This is a genomic window from Brevibacillus brevis (assembly GCF_900637055.1).
Lineage (GTDB): Bacteria > Bacillota > Bacilli > Brevibacillales > Brevibacillaceae > Brevibacillus > Brevibacillus brevis.
In genome coordinates, this window is record NZ_LR134338.1 from 6,442,681 (window position 1) to 6,459,600 (window position 16,920).

General features: G+C 47.3%; 15 protein-coding genes. 2 read left to right on the plus strand and 13 right to left on the minus strand.

Annotation, left to right across the window (positions count from 1 at the left end):
• Positions 1–38: 38 nt before the first annotated feature.
• From EL268_RS33045 to EL268_RS31155, 3 genes are read right to left on the minus strand one after another with little or no spacing between them, the layout of a single operon-like run.
• A complete protein-coding gene (locus tag EL268_RS33045; RefSeq protein ID WP_164724548.1) occupies positions 39–194 on the minus strand; it encodes a hypothetical protein in 156 nt (51 codons plus the stop codon).
• A gap of 14 nt (positions 195–208) precedes the next feature.
• Complete coding sequence (locus EL268_RS31150; protein WP_106657230.1) at positions 209–424, minus strand: helix-turn-helix domain-containing protein; 216 nt, start codon at positions 422–424, stop codon at positions 209–211.
• 13 nt (positions 425–437) lie between these two features.
• Positions 438–773: a sigma factor-like helix-turn-helix DNA-binding protein gene (locus EL268_RS31155; protein ID WP_106657231.1), complete on the minus strand. Its 336-nt coding sequence runs from the start codon at positions 771–773 to the stop codon at positions 438–440.
• Positions 774–1,051: 278 nt separating this feature from the next.
• Between EL268_RS31155 and EL268_RS31160 the strand changes: the two genes are divergently transcribed.
• The gene (locus tag EL268_RS31160; protein ID WP_106657232.1) at positions 1,052–1,651 is read left to right on the plus strand and encodes a hypothetical protein; all 600 of its coding nucleotides are present in this window, start codon (positions 1,052–1,054) and stop codon (positions 1,649–1,651) included.
• A gap of 35 nt (positions 1,652–1,686) precedes the next feature.
• Here EL268_RS31160 and EL268_RS31165 read toward each other — a convergent pair whose 3' ends face one another.
• Positions 1,687–2,646, minus strand: a complete 960-nt coding sequence (locus tag EL268_RS31165; RefSeq protein WP_106657233.1) for a DUF4855 domain-containing protein — start codon at positions 2,644–2,646, stop codon at positions 1,687–1,689.
• Positions 2,647–3,043: 397 nt separating this feature from the next.
• Here EL268_RS31165 and EL268_RS31170 point away from each other — a divergent pair, with 397 nt between their 5' ends.
• Positions 3,044–3,511 carry an OsmC family protein gene (locus tag EL268_RS31170; RefSeq protein WP_015893906.1) on the plus strand — a complete coding sequence of 156 codons (468 nt, stop codon included), beginning with the start codon at positions 3,044–3,046 and terminating at the stop codon, positions 3,509–3,511.
• 42 nt (positions 3,512–3,553) lie between these two features.
• Here EL268_RS31170 and EL268_RS31175 read toward each other — a convergent pair whose 3' ends face one another.
• From EL268_RS31175 to EL268_RS31215, 9 genes are all read right to left on the minus strand, one after another.
• Positions 3,554–4,387: an undecaprenyl-diphosphate phosphatase gene (locus tag EL268_RS31175; RefSeq protein ID WP_164724549.1), complete on the minus strand. Its 834-nt coding sequence runs from the start codon at positions 4,385–4,387 to the stop codon at positions 3,554–3,556.
• Positions 4,388–4,624: 237 nt separating this feature from the next.
• Positions 4,625–5,689 carry a glycosyl hydrolase family 18 protein gene (locus tag EL268_RS31180; protein ID WP_106657234.1) on the minus strand — a complete coding sequence of 355 codons (1,065 nt, stop codon included), beginning with the start codon at positions 5,687–5,689 and terminating at the stop codon, positions 4,625–4,627.
• Between the two features lie 28 nt (positions 5,690–5,717).
• Complete coding sequence (locus EL268_RS31185; protein WP_106657235.1) at positions 5,718–7,478, minus strand: polysaccharide deacetylase family protein; 1,761 nt, start codon at positions 7,476–7,478, stop codon at positions 5,718–5,720.
• Between the two features lie 36 nt (positions 7,479–7,514).
• The gene (locus EL268_RS31190) at positions 7,515–9,398 is read right to left on the minus strand and encodes a glycosyltransferase (protein WP_106657236.1); all 1,884 of its coding nucleotides are present in this window, start codon (positions 9,396–9,398) and stop codon (positions 7,515–7,517) included.
• A 26-nt stretch (positions 9,399–9,424) separates the two neighbouring features.
• Positions 9,425–10,738, minus strand: a complete 1,314-nt coding sequence (locus tag EL268_RS31195; protein WP_106657237.1) for a nucleotide sugar dehydrogenase — start codon at positions 10,736–10,738, stop codon at positions 9,425–9,427.
• A 33-nt stretch (positions 10,739–10,771) separates the two neighbouring features.
• Positions 10,772–12,226 carry a polysaccharide deacetylase family protein gene (locus EL268_RS31200; RefSeq protein WP_106657238.1) on the minus strand — a complete coding sequence of 485 codons (1,455 nt, stop codon included), beginning with the start codon at positions 12,224–12,226 and terminating at the stop codon, positions 10,772–10,774.
• Positions 12,227–12,490: 264 nt separating this feature from the next.
• Positions 12,491–13,915: an aldehyde dehydrogenase family protein gene (locus tag EL268_RS31205; protein ID WP_106657239.1), complete on the minus strand. Its 1,425-nt coding sequence runs from the start codon at positions 13,913–13,915 to the stop codon at positions 12,491–12,493.
• A 26-nt stretch (positions 13,916–13,941) separates the two neighbouring features.
• A complete protein-coding gene (gene gabT / locus EL268_RS31210; RefSeq protein ID WP_015893916.1) occupies positions 13,942–15,291 on the minus strand; it encodes a 4-aminobutyrate--2-oxoglutarate transaminase in 1,350 nt (449 codons plus the stop codon).
• A gap of 202 nt (positions 15,292–15,493) precedes the next feature.
• Positions 15,494–16,897, minus strand: a complete 1,404-nt coding sequence (locus EL268_RS31215; protein ID WP_106657240.1) for a sigma-54 interaction domain-containing protein — start codon at positions 16,895–16,897, stop codon at positions 15,494–15,496.
• Between the last annotated feature and the right edge of the window lie 23 nt (positions 16,898–16,920).

Consider the following 16,920-nt stretch of genomic DNA (forward strand, 5'->3'; position numbering starts at 1 on the left):
TTCCCTTCTACAATTTATAGAGAGAAGAAATAACCGCCTTACGGTGATTCTTCTTTTTCGTCATTCTTGGTGGCACGTAATGTTACATTAATCAAATCGCGAATTTGTACTTTCAACTCAACATGCTTATGGATCACCGACAAAGTCAAAATTACGATAAGTATTGCAATGATGACTGTAACTGTTTCATTCATTCAATAGCCTCCTTTTAAGTAGGAGTAGCCGTTGATTGGATCAGCTCCACCAACATTAGCTTTAGAGATTGCATACTATCTTCATGTGGCATACGAATAAACCAAGTCATTTTTTTCATATCGGGTTCGTAGTACTGAATTAATGCTTCAATTGCAAGCGGATTTCCTTTTTGAGCATCATCAACTAATTTACAAAAGTCTATTTCGGATAATGTCTCAGCTATTACCACACTACTCCCCCTTTTAAGCCAATAAGAGTTTATTTCGTAAACGTTGTAGGGCCTGTACTTTACATGCGTGTAGTCGAGAGGGAGAAAGTTCTAACCTCTTTGCGACTTCTCTTTCAGATCTTCCCTCAATGACCACCTGTTTAATGATGAAACGTTCTCGTTCTGGTAGACTGTTCAGTAATTCCTCAACAAACATCTGGGAATCAACTTCTTCTGTATGACCGATGTCCCACTTTTCGTTGGTAAACTGAATTTCCATACGATATTTTTTCTTTGCCTCGTATTGCAACTTCCAAGCTGATCGTTTCAACTGCTGCCTTATCTTCTCCTCAAGTGATTGTTCTGACATATAATCCCCCTACCTACTAGGTAAAATAAATGGGTATTTGCTCACAGATTTTTGAGAAAAACGAGAATAAAAGAGATCATATGTTCTATTTTACCACAAAAACTGGCAAATTTCGCCTTGAAATTCAAGATTTTGATACGTGATTGCAACATATTTCTATGAGTATTTAGGATCATTTTCATGCAGAATTCTTTATAGCTCCATGATAAACGGAACTTTTTCCCAGTCAGGGCGTCTAACAAGTACAGCGGAAAATTAACTTAGGGGAGGTAATAGCCGTGGTAAAAACTTCGCTTCTCACATCATTGGCCTTGGCCATTTCAATTGGATTTTCAGGAATTATTGCTCCGTCAGTTTCTGCGAATACTCCTATACCAATTCAAAACGTTCAGTCCCAACCTTTGATTGAACATGTAAAATCCATAAAAACAGAACATAAAGGTATTTTCTCAACTGCAATTACTGAAAAATGGTTTAACCCACAACATGGTTTTCTACGAGAGGACAATTTTGTAAAAGAACAAGAAAAAATCACTTTAAAATCCAAGGTACGTCAATACCCTAACCAAAAATCACTGTTTAAAGAAACAATTGACCGGTATCAAGACAAGGATATTTGGACATATTTAGGTGTTGAGACTTTAAATGGGCAGCAAGTTAAAAAGATGAAAACCATTATTGAGCCGAAAAGTGGTATTTATCACATCGCGTACGTGAGTTCATCGACGGGGTTACCCATAAAAGAAGATAAATTTGATAACCAGAACGATTTATTAGCTACTTATGTCTACTTTTATGATCAAGTAACCGATCCGAATGGTGAGATCTTTGAAGTTAAGGAGAAAAATTTAGATATTGATCTGCAAAAAACGAAGTGAATATCACTTCGTTTTTTGCATTTTCATCTATAAGATTACACTTCGTAGAAATTGTTGATTGCATCAAAGAGTGAGTTATTATTTAGCAGGTTATGCGTAGAACCAGCGTAGAAGACCATTGGAGCTTCTTTGACAATACCAGAGAATGTATCAACATAGTAATCGAACCTGTCAGATCGGCTTTTGCGATAATTATCATCACCTTCCATGGTTACCCCAATTAATGCTGTGGCCGAAGTCTTTCTTCCACCTCCAACAACGTCTCCATCTAAATCATATACCTTTTGACGATTGGCACTATCAAAGACTTTATCCACGTTGTCTTGGTAAGGATCGCCTTGAAAATAGTATTGTGGTTGGATGCAAATGATATCAAAAATGTCTGTTCTGTTTGCAATTACCCCTAGATTATGAGTGATATTCTCTGCGTACGTTCCAAAGCCATAGTATGGCGCCCACATAAACTCTTTTTTATGTGTATTACGTACTCTGTAAGAAATATCATTCAACAATTTAACCATTTTGTTCGAGGTCGGGTTTGTACTGCTGATTTTCTGATCGATTGGGAAAATAGTTTCTGTTCGGAAGTAAAATCCTTCGATACGGAACTTCCATTCCTTTTCACCTAAAATTTCGATACATGTGTCTTCTACTTTTCGCATATAGGATCGATAGTCGGAATAAAAATCATCGATATTTTTAATTGTAGTAATATCGTTACTAAGTGCTGGCAACGAAATATACAAGTCCTTATTGTTTATATCTGACGCTTGGTATTCAGGTAAAAAGTCAGCCAAATCAGCAATCATTTGATCAATTACATCTGCACGGTCTGCCTTGCCCTTTCGATAGTCAAAAAACACTCTTTCCATGTTTCCGAGATGCACAACGAAATCGTGTATGTTAGTACCATCGAATTCATTTAACATGTTAGTTGTTACTGTGCCATAACCTTTTCCTGTATAAAGATGAATCCCACGTATTCCTTTAGACATATTCACAACACTCCTATTTTAGATTAGGCGTAATTTTGACCGGTCATCATTTCGCCTTCACTATCTAGGTAAAAAAAATAAGGGTTTGCTCACCCTTTTGGAAAGATTTTGGAATCAAATTTGTTGTTGAAAGTGGCGTCTATCCGCCTAGCCACTTTTCTCAAATGAATAGGAACAAAAAGAAATGCAACATGATGAATTTATGTCAACCTACTACTAGCTTGGATGGTCTAACTTTCATCAACATTATACTTAATCGTGAATTTTTATTCGCCGTGGGGCGCGTATTTAGTGGACAAGATGCCAGCTTGCATAATTGCAATAATTTTCATAATGGTTATTTGGAAAACTATGGTAGAGTCTACTTGTATTGATTATCCAGAAGGGAGTGTGTATCATGCCTGTTGAAACATTCAAAGCAACTGCACATCTACAGAAGGGAATGGTTGTGAAGGCCAGTTCCAGAAATTTCGAGATAACCATCGATGAACCAAAAAGCTTGGGAGGTACGGATACCGGCATGAACCCGGTTGAACTGGTACTCTCCGCATTAGGCGCCTGCCAATCGATCGTTGCCAGAGTATATGCCCGGAAGTTTAACGTTCAACTCGACGATTTTTGGGTGGAAGTTGAAGGCGATCTCGATACGGATGGCTTCATGAACAAATCTGATGTCCGCCGCGGGTATTCTGAAATTCGATACACCTTTCATATCAAAACCGATGCTCCTAGAGAGCAAGTAGAGTCTTTTGTTGAATTTTTGGAACAGACATGCCCCGTTGGAGATACGATTGCGAATCCTGTTACGCTTAAGTTAAACGGAATTGTTATTGAAAAACCGAGCGAGATAAAGGCAAATGATTAAAATAAGGCTCCCAACCGGGAGCCTTTGTCGTATTTTTGATTTTTACATAAACACAAAGTAAATGACCGCTGCCAGCACCAAACGATAAATCGCAAAGGGTGTCAGCTTGATACGGTTAATCAGCTTCAAGAAGAAACGGATCGACAGAAGCGCGAACACAAACGCGCTAATAAAACCGATGACGAAAAACGGAATGCTGTCCATTGTTATCGCATCCCAACGCTTCAACAGCGACAAAAAGCTCGCTCCCGCCATGATCGGCACCGCCATAATAAACGTAAAATCAGCCGCTGCACGATGGCTCATGCCCAACAGTACGCCCCCGGAGATCGTGGAACCCGAACGGGAAAAGCCAGGCCACAGGGAGAAACATTGAATGAGTCCAACCAGCAACGCTTGCTTGTACGTAATTTGGTCAACCGATTCGATCTTGGCACGCCTTGGTCGGAACCAATCCGCAGCCAGCATGAGCAGAGCGCCCAGCACCAGACCGATTACCACTGTCTTTGTAGAGAACAAATACTCATCGATGTAGTCATCAAACAGAACACCCAGAATCCCCGCTGGAATCAACCCGACAATGACCGTAGCCAAATTCAGTCGAGGCCCTGCTGGAATCTCGCTCTTACCCGCCAGCTTTTTCAAGCCGAGCAAGCTCATGAACCGATCCCACATCAGTACGACAACAGCCAAAATCGAGCCGAGCTGAATGACAATCTTGAAGGTATTCGCCACTTCTGGTGAAAACATCTCTTTCGTTTGGAACAAAAAGTCATCCACGATGATCATGTGACCCGTAGAGGAAACCGGGGCAAACTCAGTCAATCCTTCTACTAGCCCCAGCACAATCGCGACAAAAGCTTCCCAGAGACTCAAAAATTCCACGCTCCTATGAATGATGTCCAAAATCATATGTAGCAGCCGCCCTGTAAAAGAGCAGACTACCGCTTCTAGCATTATAACGTTCATCTCTGGTACAAAGTTACATCATGATAGAAAAACATTCTAGCAAATCCCAGATGGGTGTTATTTCGAAGCGGACAGTCATACCCCTTGCGGGGCGTAGGCCGAAGCGTAGACTGGAAATTCGCTTCTTCCCTCCACCACAGCCACTCACCGATTCACATATTGCAACGTCCCTTCCCCCATGTCACCAAGTCGCCAAAGCGCGATTTTCTCAATGCCCGCTTTCTTCGCAACTGCGACCCATTGAGACAGTGTTACTTCATCAGCATACCAAACCGTGTGCTTTTGGCCGTCCTCACCCATATAGTCGAAGTACAAGCTGCCGCTAGCTTCATCCCGCTTTGGCGGCTCGATACTCGAGATGGCAAGATCCGCTGCCTGCTTTTCCGTCACAGCCGTCACTTTTCCATCACTAGCCCAGTCAAATCCGCCTACAGACAGGGCCATGACCTTGTCGCCCGGTACTTTTTTCATTCGATGGGCAAGCTCCTCGATAAATGAATGATCGGCTTTAGGACCTGGCTCCGTAGTCGTACCATACAAATTGTAAGCCATCATGACGTAGGTAGGACCTATTGGCAATGCCAAGTCTTCAATCGGAGCGCGTGGCTCCAACACAATACGAAGCGACTTCCCTTCCTGCTCCATATGCTGATACAAGGTATGGATAAAAGTAAGGAAGTTGTCCCAGTCTTTCTCGTCAATTCTCTCATAATCGATTTCTAAACCATGAAAGCCATTCTGGATCACGGCATTCTTGATCTCCATAATGTGCTTGGTACGGCTAGCATCTGTCGCCATGAGCCTGCTGACAATCGACGGGTCCTTTTGAACCTGCGTACCATCACTGTTCAAACGATCATTCACAATGGTCAAATCGAGATCAACATAGCTGCCCTGCTTCGATGCTTCCTTGATCGCAGGCATCGCCTTGGTCATGCGGTCAGTAAAATGCAACTTGTCATTTTCATCAAAATACGCCGCGAAGACTTGCACACTGGACAAGCCATCCGTCATCCTGCGGAAATCCTCCAAACCGGATTCCCACTGCCAGTCTACTACCCATGCAGACAATTCCGTCGTGTTGTTGGCTGCATCTACACTCTCCAAGCCCTCGGTATCATTCCATTTCATCATGTACCATACAAGGATGGCACACACTACTATCAGAAGAGCAGTCAAAATGATCGATCGTTTCTTGATGGTTGACACCTTACACTGATCCCCCTTGTTTCGGATTTTAAAAGGTGTCGATGACCCAGTCCATTGTGGCAGAAAAAGCTTTCTTGATCGAACTGACGACTCCTGCAAGCCCTGTCTGCACATTACTGAACAGCATCTGCTGCTCACCATTTGGTTGCTCCAGGGACCCAATCTGTACGTCCGCAAACACCCCGTCATAAATGTCGTCCTTTTTGTTCACTTCACTATAGGCCGCTTCCAATGCGACACCACCACTGCTAATGCTTGGATCGATCTGTTGCTTATCCAAGAGCGGTATCTTGTCCACGGAAACACTGAGACGGTCGCCTTGAACAGTCATTTCGAATGGACGCGTATTTTTTATGTTGATCGGGTATTTTTCCAGCTCGGGAGCACCAGACTCGCCTTGCTCTCTCGTATAAACAGAGGCACGGTCGAAGGTCAAATCTTCAGGATTCCAAACCACTTGGCTCAATTCTGTCTTGAAAAGCTCCTGAACCTCTCCTTTTTCCTTCTTCTGCTCGACGCGCAGCTCATTATCATGCAGGACGACCCGTACAAAACTGCCTTTTTCCCGATCATAGCGCAAATAAATGGACTGCTTGCCGATTACATTCCCTTCCAGCTTGGCAGAAAGCTTGATATCCTTCTGGCTGTCGCTGTTTTTTAAATATAACATGCCAGAGCCAGCAGCTGGAGAGGTCAAGACGATCTGATCCTCCATAAATTGCGCGGCACCACCGAGACGGTCCCACTCTTTGGCCTGCTCTTCATCGCCGCGAACGAAGCGAATCTTCTCGTCGGTGTCTTTTTGGATGCGCATCAACAAATGATTCGTGTACCAGTAAGGTTCTGGCTGCACGCGGGTCAGGTTGTACAGATCGCCCTCGCTGTCGTTGTAGGCGGTTCCTTCCCGGTTAAAGTGCATCGTAAAATACTTTTTGATATTCGCATCGTTCGCATCCGCTACCAGGCGATTCATGCCGCCATACAGGGTGTTCGCATGCATGATCATATACGCACCCGGGACAAAGCCCAATTGCTCCATATACGTATCATTCATCAGCTTGTAGTCTTCGCTGATTCTCGCTTCCATCTTGCTTCTGTCTTCCATCGGGATCATGTTGCTGTCACGAATAAAGTCCATCAAGTAGTGGTTATAGTAGCCCACCTTTGTTTTATTCGATAATTCACTCTCATCCTTCACCCCGATGAAATTGCCCTGATCATCAAATACATTGATATATGTCAATCGATAGCCGTTAGAGCCGAGCTCCCAGAAACCATTTTCCATCATTTTTTTCATGTCCTCGGGCTGGAGGAACTTGTTTTCGCTATTCCCCATCTTGTTTCCGTAAGACAATGCCGTTGCTTTGAAGTTGTACTTCTCCAAGAGCGGCTGGGCAAACAAGCTCGAATCGTTGCGGCCATCTTCAAAGGCCAAGAACAGAGCCTTGTCCGGAAGTGGCTTCTTGTTCTTATAAAAGTCCAAAACATCCTGCTGCGAGATGGTTTGATAGCCTTGATCGTAAAGCGCCTGAAGCTGCTCATCCAATTGCTTCTTGGCTACCAGCTTCGGTGTACCTGAACGGCCTACGCCAAAATAGGAGATGGCGATAAAGCCTTTTTCATTCGTCCAGTTTGCTTTATTCGGTTCCTCGTACTTCTTCCAATCAAAAACGGCATTGTATAACATGACACCCAAGACGACTAAGATAGCGACCTGGATCAGCGTCTTGATAAATTTATTGCGATCTTTTTTCCGATAGTCCAAGACATCACTCGTCGTTTTCCCCATAACTCCTGACACCCTCACTCCCTTTGTCTTTCCCACTTAAAAAGGCAACCCAAAGCCTTTTTTGTTCTTCTTTCGGGCTTCTTTTTTCAATCTCGCTTCGACGTCCTGCGGCGTTTCTCGGGTACCCCAAGTCGATTTCCAGAAGGTCACCCAAGCCACAGGCATCTGCCACAACAGCACCAGCTCATAAAACACACAAAAGACAATCCCGAAAATCCACAGCTTGCTTCTACGGAAAAACAGATGGGCCAAACTCATTAAGAGCGCCATCAACAGCAAGCCCATTAAAAACGTGCCCGGGAAAACGTGATGAACGAGCGGAACGTATACGAGGTTGTACAGTACGATGACGGGAGCAGCGATAGGAACAATCAGACCGATGTAAAAGAAGATCGCCATAAAAGGCTCCTTGCGCCAAATAAAGCCGCTGGCACGCAAAGATTCCCTCAACCACGAACGCTTCCAGCGCATCTGCTGCTTCAAAAATACGTTCATGTCTGACGGCACAATCGTCGAGCAAATCGCAGAATCCTGATAGCCTGTCCGATGTGTTCGCAAAATAAAGTTGGTCATGCTTCGGTCATCGCCAAAAGTGGCAGGCTGCCCGAGAAACTTCTGATTCAGCCATGCTTCAGAATGCTGCAAAATCAATTCCTTGCGATAGCAAGACAACGGCCCAGACAAGCAGGTCACACTGTCAAACCACGACTCAGCCGCCTTCATGATGCGAAAAGCAATGTAGTAACGAACCGTTTGCAGCTTGGTGATCGCGTTGGTGAACTTGTTTTCCACATCCGTACGCCCTGCGACACCACCCATTTTCGGATCTTGAAAAGGCTGTACGAGGTTGCGGATCGCAGTCGGCTCCAAAAAGCTGTCTGAATCAACGAAGACAACCAAATCGTGCTTCGCCATTTCCACACCTTTTACCAAAGCGACCCGTTTCCCGCCGTTTTCCGGAAGAATGTGCATCTTCACGCGTTCACGGGTCATATAGCGCTCGGCCTCGTTATGAATCATATCGATGACCTTTTGAATCTCTTCTGCTGATCGGTCCGTCGAACGGTCGTCTACTACGATGACCTCCAGCTTATCAATTGGGTAATTTTGATTCACACAACTCAAAATCGTCCGGTGAATCCACTGCTCTTCGTTGAAGCACGGAATAATGATGCTCACGCCCGGTGTATAGTCCGGATTGACGGGAACCTCCCGATAAAGAGCACCGAATAAATACCGTGTCAGCAAAAAGGCAGCAGCAATCAAGCTGTACAAATACAAGTAAATGTTGTATTTGAAATAAATCACGCTCTCCGCTCGCATGAGCACGATAAACGCCGCAGCGACAAACAGGGAAGCACTTGCGATATAAATCGCGTATCCCCAGCGCTTTTTACGAAAATACTCGGTCAGCGGTTTGGAAAACTCGAAGGCGAGCATGAACTTCTGACGCCCGTCCTCTTCCTGCGTAAACCGGCGAACGACAGTTGCATCCAGCTTCACGGTTGACTCATAGCCTTCTGGCATCGTACCTGGCGGAATCGTGCAATGGATCATAAACACTTGTCCCACCTGGATGTCTTCCATCTCCGAATCTAGTTCAACTAATAGTCCAGTCGAAGAAATGTCGACGGCTCTGGCCTTGTTTCCATCCTTGACCCGCTGTTTCTTGGTCAATAGCGTCACTGGGAAATCCGCCATATAGCGCAGACTCAGCATCCGAATGCGATTCAAATATTCCGGGTTCTCCAGGTTTCCTGGCTCACTCGTGTCTTTAGCACCGCGGCGGTCCACTTGGACACGAATTTTCTCCGGGTCTGGCACATTCGATAGCACGCGCCTCTCTGTCTTGGAAACCGTCAGTACTTCTTCGATTTTCTCTTTCTTTTTCGGCTTTATTTTCTCTATCAACTGTTTCATCACTGTCGCTCTCTCCCCTCCACTGCCTACAAGCTCCAGTAATGAAATCCACTGTTTTCAAAGTCAGCTTTGGAATAAGTCTCTTTTATATCGATCATGATTTTTGCTTCATTCTTGCCGTACATCGCGGCAAAATCAGCAACTCCCATCTTGGCAAAGGCAGCATGCGGCACCGCTACAACCACCATGTCCAAGTCGTGGAGAGCCTCCATCTCTGACAGCTCGATGCCGTATTCCTCGTATGCCTCCCGGGGATTCACCATCGGGTCTACGACCAGCGGGCTGATCCCGTACTCCTTCAGTTCCTCGATGATGTCCGTCACCTTGGTATTGCGAATATCTGCGCAGTCCTCTTTATAGGACAGGCCTAAAATACCAATCCGTACATTTTGAAGGTCGAGCTTCGAGCGAACGGCCATTTTGATGATCTGTTGGGCGACATATTTCCCCATGCCATCGTTAATATGTCTGGCCGCCAAGATAATGCGGGAGCGATAGCCGCTGTCTTCTGCTTTGTACGTTAAATAGTAAGGGTCGATACCGATGCAATGCCCTCCGACCAAGCCCGGTGTAAAAGGGAGAAAGTTCCATTTCGTTCCTGCCGCTCTCAATACGGCTTTCGTCGGGATATCCATCTGATTGAACAGCATCGCCAGCTCATTCATAAACGCTATATTGACATCCCGCTGAGCATTTTCAATGACTTTTGCTGCTTCCGCCACCTTGATGCTTTCCGCTCGATAAACGCCTGCCTTAATCACGAGCTCGTAGACGCTTGCCACGATTCCCAGCGTTTCTTCATCCATCCCCGATACAATCTTTACGATGTTTTCCAGACGATTTACCTTGTCTCCCGGGTTGATGCGTTCAGGTGAATACCCGATCTTGAAGTCTTCCCCACAACGCAAGCCCGACTCCGCCTCCAGGATTGGCAAGCATACATCTTCGGTTGCCCCTGGATAAACGGTTGATTCAAAGACAACGATTGACCCTTTTCTCAACTGTCTGCCAACCATGCGGGATGCACTTTCTACATATTTCAGGTCGGGAACATTCCCGCTTTTGACCGGAGTAGGCACTGCTACAATATAAAACCGTGCTTCTTGCAATCTATTTTCATCTGAAGTGAATTCTATTGCTGCGTCACTCGTTAGCTCCTGATTCACGTCAGCATCATGAAAGTTTCCCTTTTGATAGGCTGCCACTTTCTCTTTGTTTACATCGAAGCCAATCACATCAGCACGCTTGGACAGTGCCACCGCAATCGGCAAGCCTACGTACCCAAGACCGACAACGGCAATTTTTTCTTTCCTCTCCACAATCCCTTCGTACAAATTCATAAGCTGGCTCCCTCTCCCTGTTCTATTTTGGCATTATTGGCCAAACATCTCTGTCATGGGTACAAACGTGTATCCTTTGCTTCTAAGCTGGTCAATTGCGGTCGGTAGCGCCTCTATTGTGTGAATGTCATCGAGCATGTGCAGCAGAATCACGCTTCCGCTCCGAGTCTGCTCCATAATGGCTTTCACGATATCGTCCGCACTCCGTTTCTTGTCGTAATCGGTTGGCGTCACATCATAAATCGTAATATCTTTGTAACCCGTTGCTGCAATCGCCTTTAGTGTCTGTTCGTCGAACGCCCCTGTTGGCGGTCTGAAATACATCGTCGGCTTCTGCTGAATCGCTTCGGTAATAATCTGATGGGCTTTGACAATCTCTTTTTGCAATTCTTCCGGTGCAATCTTGGTATTTACCGGATGAGAATAGGTGTGGTTGGCTACGTCGTGTCCCGCTTCCGCAATCGCTCTCGCCAGGTTTGGATTTCGCTCTACACCATCTGCGCGAAGGAAAAAGGAAGCCTTTACTCCTTTTTTGTCCAAGATATCGAGAATCTTCGTAACTGTTTGATCCGTACCCCAATCATCGAAGGACAAGGCGACCATCTTCTTGTTCGTTTCTTTTCGATAGATGAGATTTGGCTTGGACTCCTGATAAGCCGGATTTATCTTGGCTGCATCAAAACCCGGAATTTCTTGCAGCGGCTTTCTCTCCCCGCCTTGTGCAATCAACTCGTGCAATGGAACGAATCTGTAACCGACATCAGTAGCAGCCTCTGCTAGGAGCCGGATGTTCTGTACGACAGACTTGTTTTCCTCTGTATCCATCGCTATGATGCCGCCGCGATTCATATATTTTCGTAAATAGCGGCTCTTTTCAGCTTCCGTCTCTTTTTGCCAATTGTGCAGGAACAGACTGGATGACACGACGGCTTCTTGTCCATTGTGAGCAGCTACCAATCGAAGATCGTCGTTGTAATCGCCCGACTTCGTTCGGATATACCGCGGTGTTTTGTCCGTCTCTCTTTTGATGACGTCATTGGTCAATTTGATATCTTCGTACATTTTCTCGTAAGGCTGATCCTGCAAATTCGATTGATTCAACGTGTTGTTTTCGATCTCGTGACCTCTAGCGACTATTTGCCGCGCAATGTCCGGCTCTTCCGCTACCCTCATGCCTGGCATGAAAAAAGCTGCCTTGATGTGGTACTTGTCCAACTCATCTAGCAGTCTTTTCATCGTGTCCTTATCTGCCATCCCATTAAAAGTAAGAGCAAGCTGTCTTTGCGTCGTGTAGACCATGGACACTGCCTTGCTCTTTTCCCCTTGGTAACGCTCGATTTTTTCAGGTTTGACTGGTTGCGGGCTGTCATCTGTACTGCTTTCGTTCCCCTGAAACGGTGAGCAGCCTGCCAACCATGCAACTATCGCTACAAGTGAGATCCAGTGGAATAAACGGAAACCACTGACCCCTTTCTTATGACTAATCATGATTGTCCCCTTTTCGTGTAAGAAATGCCCTTTACGCATAAAAAAACGACTATTTCATCTGCGTAACAAGTGAAGTGTAATCAAACACTTTTTGCACAGAAATGAACATAGTCTGTCTCTACACGCTAGCCTAACATAACCGCCTATGCCTAACAACTATATGAAGCGGTTTCATTTATGACAATTTATGGTCCCGGTGACGATCTCCTTCCGGACGCTGCTTTCAAAAAAAAGACGAGCCACATTGGACTCGTCTTTCATCTGCTATAGCTTGATCGCGATTAATTTTAGTTCGGTCAGTTCCTCGACAGCATACTTGATGCCTTCGCGGCCAAAGCCACTGTCTTTTACACCGCCATACGGCATGTTGTCTACGCGGAACGTCGGAATGTCGTTGATCATCACGCCTCCGACCTCCAGCTCTTCCGCTGCGCGCATAGCTGCGTGAATGTCACTCGTATAGATGCCTGCCTGCAATCCGAATCGGGAGTCATTGACTGCCTCAATCGCTTCGTCCATGGTCTCAAACGGAGTAACGACTACGATTGGACCGAATACCTCCTGGCAGGAGACGGCAACATGTGAGCCTACATTCGTCAGAATCGTAGGGGCAAAGAGGTTGTCACTGACAGGCTTACCGCCAGTAACTACATGTGCGCCTGCTTCTACTGCTTCCTGTACCCATGCTCCCATGCGTTCATGATCCTTGGCGGAGATCACAGAGGACATGTCTGTCTCTTCGTTCAGCGGATCACCCAGCACGAGCTTTTCTGTGCCAGCCTTAAACTTCTCCAGGAACTCTTCGTACTTGCTCTGGTGTATATAGACGCGTTGCAGCGAGATACACACTTGACCGCTAAAGGAGAAAGCACCCGTCACGCAACGATCAATCAGCGCTTGCGTGATTTCCACGTTGTGGTCGATGATCACTGCGGAGTTGGAGCCAAGCTCCAAGGTCACGCGCTTGAGTCCCGCTTTGTTTTTCATGGCGATTCCAACCGCAGGGCTTCCCGTAAAGGTGATCGCGGCAATTCGGCTGTCACTGACCAGCTTTTCACCTACGACTGCGCCTTTTCCAGACAAAATGTTGAGCGCTCCTGCTGGCAAGCCCGCCTCTGCGAAAATATCGGCCAGGATCAGCGAGCTAAGCGGCGTCTGACTTGCTGGCTTCAGCACGACGGTATTTCCTGCGGCAATGGCAGGCCCGACCTTGTGTGCTACGAGATTGAATGGAAAGTTAAAAGGCGTGATCGCGCCGACTACGCCGATCGGCTTGCGTACCGTAAAAGCAAGACGTCCTTCACCACCCGGTGCTGCATCGAGCGGCACCGTCTCTCCGTGAATGCGCTTCGCTTCTTCTGCGGCGAACTTGTAGGTCTGGATCGTCCGAGCGATTTCTACACGACCTGTGCGAAGTGGCTTGGCGGCTTCCTGTGCGAGGATGACCGCCAGTTCCTCCTTGCGTGCTTCCATAATCGCAACTGCACGCTCCAGTATCAAGGCGCGCTGACTGGCTGGCATTTTCGCCATGACTTTGGCTGCTGCTTTGGCCGCCTTGATTGCCTCGTCGACGTCATGATCGTCTGCCTGAGCGATTTCAGCCAGCAGTTCCCCAGAATAAGGGGAGTAGAGTGGCGCGTATTCTTTTGCTTCTTTCCATTGTCCGTTGATGTAGAGATGCTTTTTCATGAGTATGGAGAACCCCCTCGGGCGTTTTAGTTCGTCACGTATTGGCTTTTCAGAACATCCGTCATAATGTCCAGTGCCTCTTCCAGTTGCTCGTCTGTAATAACCAGTGGAGACAGGAAGCGCAGCACGTTGCTGTGGACGCCAGCCGAAAGCACGATGACGCCAGACTCGTAGCAGCCTTTAGTCAAGCCAGCAACGAGCTCTTTCGCTGGTTGTTTGGTTGTTGGATCGATAAATTCTACAGCGCACATCGCACCCAGCCCGCGCACCTCTGCGATCACAGGGAACTCTTTTTGCAACGCATGGAAATGCGCCTTGATCTTGTCCCCGATCACCTGCGCACGACCAGACAAGTCTTCGCGCTCCATTTTCTCAATGACCGCCAATGCGGCTACACAACCGAGCGGGCTTCCTCCATAGGTACCGCCGATCTCACCTGGGTTTGGCGCATCCATGATTTCTGCGCGTCCCGTAACCGCAGAGATGGGCAAGCCTGCCGCGATGGATTTAGACATGGTGATGATATCTGGCTCGATGCCGAAATGGGTAGAAGCAAACATGGCGCCCGTACGACCGAAGCCTGTTTGAATCTCATCGGAAATAAATAGGATTTGATGCTTTTTACAAATGTTGTAGACACCTTGAACGAAGGACACAGGCGGAACGATAAAGCCGCCTTCTCCCTGAATCGGTTCCATAATCACGGCAGCCACTTCTTCCGGTGCAACCTCAGTCAAGAGGAAGTCCTCGAACTGACGCACGCAGAATTGCGCGTACTCATCATCTGTCATGGATTCCGGCTTGTTCAGTGGATACGGGAACTGCGCTTTATACGTAGCTGGAGCGAATGGACCCATCTGGAATTTGTACGGCTTCACCTTGGAAGTCAGTGACATGCCCAGAAGCGTACGACCATGGAAGCCGCGGCTAAAGGAAATGATGCCTGGGCGCCCTGTGTATTTGCGGGCGATTTTTACCGCGTTCTCTACTGCTTCTGCCCCGCTGTTTGCGAGCATCGTCTTCTTTTCAAAGCTGCCTGGCGTGATTTGCGTCAGCTTCTCAGCCAAGGCCACATATGGCTCATACATCCCTACATGGAAGCAAGGATGAATGTATTTGTCCAGCTGCGCTTTTAGTGCCTCAACTACTTCCGGTGGGCAGTGTCCGGCATTCAGTGTACCGATCGCTCCGGCAAAATCGATGTACGTATTGCCATCCACATCCGTAACCAATGCACCTGAAGCTGACTCTACAAAAACAGGGGTGTTGTTGCCGACACCTTTTGGAACGAACTGCTTTCTTTTTTCAATCAGAGCCGCTCCCTTTGGACCTGGCACACCAGCAGCTACGTTTACAAATTGACGTTGTTTGGACATATCGTTTCCTCTCCTCGTTCGAGATGGTATTAGTTGGATTGCTTGCTTGTAAACTCAACCACGATATGTAGCAATACCTATGCCAAACGCCAGAGCTTGATGAAATCGCGTTTCCGGCACTCCAAGCACATCGAATTATTCAAAAATGAATCGAAACACTCGAATATTTGATTCATTTTTGAATTAGCTATTCATTTTTGAATCACCTGGTGCGAATCTGATATTTTTGCAGCTTCCGCACGACAGAGGGCTGGCTAATGCCGAGAAAATCCGCGATTTCTCCCGTGGTCCGGCAGTGCTCGGATGCGTAGCGCAGCCATTTTTCCTCTACCTGCTCCAATGCTTCGCGAAGCGACATCTTGGAAGTAGCCAGACTCGGCTCCATGGCTGCCTGCTCTTCCCCTGCCAGCCTGATTTCCGCGGGCAGATGCTGAGAAGCGATCACATCTTCGTCCGCTGTGACCACCATTCTCTCCAAGACGTTCTCCAGCTCGCGCACATTGCCGGGCCACTCGTACTGCATCAAAGCATGTGTCACGACAGGGTCCAGACGCTTGTCCATTCCGTATCGTTCATTGAGCGAGCGCACGACGCGCTTCAGGAGAGCCGCGATATCCTCTGGCCGATTTCGTAACGGCGGGACGTGGATCGGGACAACATTCAGGCGAAAATACAGGTCCTGCCGGAACTTCCCTTCCTTCACCATCTTCTCCAAATCGCGATTGGTGGCGGCAATCAGACGAAAGTCCACGTCGCGGTACTGCGTGCTCCCAACACGCTGCAGCCGTTTTTCTTGAATCACCTTCAACAGCTTGGCCTGCAAGGTCAGCGGCAGTTCCCCCAGCTCGTCCAAAAGAAGAGTCCCTTGGTTCGCCATCTCGATAATCCCTTGCTTGCCCTGCTTGGCGGCGCCTGTAAACGAACCAGCCTCATAGCCAAACAGCTCGGATTCCAGCAAGCCCTCCGGGATCGAGCCACAGTTGATCTCCACGAATTGCCCACCCGCCCGACGGCTATTGCGATGAATTTCTTTCGCGATCACATTTTTCCCCACACCCGATTCCCCGAGGATCAGGACAGTCGAATCGACAGCCGCAACTTTTTTGATGAGTCGCTCAATGGCTTGCATCGGCTGACTCACTGCCACGAAGCCCTCCTGGTGCTTTTCGCGCAGCTCCTCAATCTCGGTTTCAAATTGCTTGAGCTGCTCTGTCAGACCTTCGTAGCGGCGTTTCAATTCCATAATTTCCGTCAGGTCATGGGAATAGCTGATGATCGAATGCATGCTGCCATCCTCGTTCCAGACGGGAAACGCCGTCACCATCAGCTTTCGACCGCCGGGTATTTCCTGCATAATCGTCTGCGGCGTCTTGGCATCCATGACTTTTCGCGTGACAGATGGAGAAAAGACCTTCCTTTTTTCCAGCTCGATGACGTTTTTGCCCAATAGCTCTTCCTTCGCGATGCCGTACACATCATAGGACGAATCGCCAACCAGCCGGATGTAGCCCTCAGGGTCCGTGATTAACAAATGATCGCGAGACGTTTCAACAATGGCCTCCAATACGCGGCTCATCCACTTCTCCGTGCTCTCTTCTTTCTTCATCTCTTCGCCGCCTCACGTAGGTT